Genomic DNA, 2,260 nt, shown 5'->3' with positions numbered 1-2,260 from the left:
GTGAACCTCCAGGCCTCGATCTACAGTTATTCCGTCAACAAGGGACTCTTCGCGGGACTCTCGCTCAGCGGGGCCCTGGTCACCACCGACCATGACACCAACGCCTCTTACTGGGGATCTTCGCTCAACTCGAAGGAGATCCTCCAGAAGAAGGCTTCGGCGGCGGGGATTCAACCACTGGTTTCGGCCCTGAATGAACTGATAAAAAAATCGGGCCAATAGGGCACTTCCCGGATTTCACCTGGCGGGACTTTAGTCCCGCCTTTTTTATGCCTTTTGGCGTGAATCAAATTACCGATGCGTAACCTTGACAAAAAGGAATAAGTCGGGAAAAATGGTTTTGAAGTTCTATAGGGGAGAAATAAGTTCTCTACTAGCTAACGGAGATGAGAAATGAACAGCCATAAAAAGCTCATCTGGATCCTGAAAAGGCTTGGTGAGCCTCCCTACGAGATGGGAGTTACGGAACTCTCAAGGGAGATCGGCGTGTCCAAGAGCGGTATCCATAAAATCATCAGGTCTCTCGCAGAGGAGAACCTGCTGGTACAAAACCCCTCCACCAGGAAGTACTCCCTCGGTCCCCTTATCTTTCGGCTGGGCAATGTCTACAGCGATTCGAAGGGCATCTGGGATGTCTCCCATACCATAATGGATTCCCTGGCGAAACAGACCGGCACTTCCGTGCTTATCGGCATTCGTGAAGGCGATGAACCGATCCTGGCCTACAAGTTGGGTATCGGCGACAAGTACATCTACCAGGGCCAGACTGGGAGCCGTTTCCCCTTCAACGCCGGCGCCCTGGGAAAACTGCTGACCGCCTACCTGCCCGAAGCCCGTATTCAAAGGATACTCAAGAACAGGAACATCGAGAAAAAAACCCCCTATACGGAGACAGACCCGGAAAAACTGATGGAAGAATACCGAAAGATCAAAAAGCAGGGTTACGCCGTCAGCGTGGAGGAGAACCGAGTCGGAGCCTTCGGCATGGCCGCCCCCATAAGGGACCGGCACGGCAAGGTATGGGCCTGCCTCAGCTTGGTCGGACCCAGGGAAACCTTCACTTCCGATGTGGTCGACGAGTGGCTCTCCCTCCTCAGGAACGGTGCCGACGAGATATCCCGCCGCCTGGGATTCCGGGGCACGTAGAAGATAAACGCAGAAGGTCAGTAATGAAAGGACGTGCGCGGTGGTCATGCATCAATATCTATCATCTTTGCTTTCGAACCCGATCTTCCTTCTCAGCGTAGCCGTCTTCACGGGTCTTGTTCTGGGCAACTTGAAGATCAAGGGAGTGGGGTTGGGGACTTCCGGCGCCCTTTTCACGGGTATAATCATGGGGTGGCTCGGTGTGAAGGTCCCCACCGTTTTTTTCATGTGGAACCTCCTGATCTTCGTCACTGCCGTGGGACTCCTTTCATCGAAGGATATCATCGGCGTTATCAAAAGGTATGGGTACAGGTTCATCGTCCTCTCCGTCGCCGTAACCGGCGCAGGAGCCCTGGCAACCTACTTCATGGCCCTGTTATTCTCGGGATCGGTGGAACCTCTGCTCGTGGGGGGCACTTACACGGGAGCCCTTACCAGTTCCCCCGGACTTGGCGCCGCCCTCGAGGTATCCGGCGGGGATCCGCTCATCACCATCGGCTATACGATCGCCTATCCCTTCGGGGTCGTCGCGGTGGTGCTCTTCGTGCAACTGATCCCCCTGTTCCTCAAGTTGGATCTTGTGGGTGAACGAAAAATACTGGTAAAGACCATCCACGATGCAAATCCGGTTTCAACCCCTGGAGGAGGCTCCGTGCCCTTCACTCTGGTCTCCTTCATTCTCTGCATGATCGGCGGCGTCCTCTTCGGGACCATTACCATCCCCATCCCGATGGTGGGCGATTTCTCCCTGGGTAGTACCGGAGGCGCGCTGATCTTCGCGCTCTTCGCCGGGGCGCTGGGCAACATCGGCCCCTTCCCCATGCGCCTTGACGGCTCAGTCCTCTCGGCACTCCGCACCTTTTCGCTGGCCTACTTTCTCGCCGTCATGGGCATACAGGCCGGCCCCGATATACCCAGGATACTGGCTGAGCACGGGTTCGCCCTGGTGTCCATAGGCGCTGTCTCTGCGATTGTGAGCCTTCTCGCGGGTCTCATCGTGGGAAGATGCTTTTTCAAGCTCAACTGGGTGATATTCCTAGGTGCTATACCCGGGGCCATGACCAGCACGCCGGGGTTGGGCGCCGCCATAGAATCGACGGGCTCCGATGAATGT

General features: G+C 55.9%; 3 protein-coding genes. All 3 read left to right on the top strand.

Annotated elements, in window-relative coordinates:
- The coding region (locus tag GX108_06860) for a hypothetical protein (GenBank protein NLO56752.1) at window positions 1–222 on the top strand (222 nt) is incomplete at its 5' end.
- Between the two features lie 171 nt (window positions 223–393).
- Window positions 394–1,146 (top strand): IclR family transcriptional regulator, encoded by a 753-nt coding sequence (locus tag GX108_06855; GenBank protein NLO56751.1) that lies wholly within the window; start codon window positions 394–396, stop codon window positions 1,144–1,146.
- Window positions 1,147–1,192: 46 nt separating this feature from the next.
- Window positions 1,193–2,260, top strand: a 1,068-nt coding sequence (locus tag GX108_06850; protein ID NLO56750.1) for a YidE/YbjL duplication, incomplete at its 3' end; no start/stop codon positions are given.

Source organism: Thermovirga sp. (assembly GCA_012523215.1).
In the GTDB taxonomy this organism is placed as follows: Bacteria; Synergistota; Synergistia; order Synergistales; family Thermovirgaceae; genus 58-81.
This window is presented reverse-complemented; position numbering and strand designations above follow the sequence as displayed.

Excerpts from the sequence above, each read along its gene's own strand:
- GX108_06855 (NLO56751.1), top strand. The coding sequence starts at position 394 with ATGAACAGCCATAAAAAGCTCATCTGGATCCTGAAAAGGCTTGGTGAG.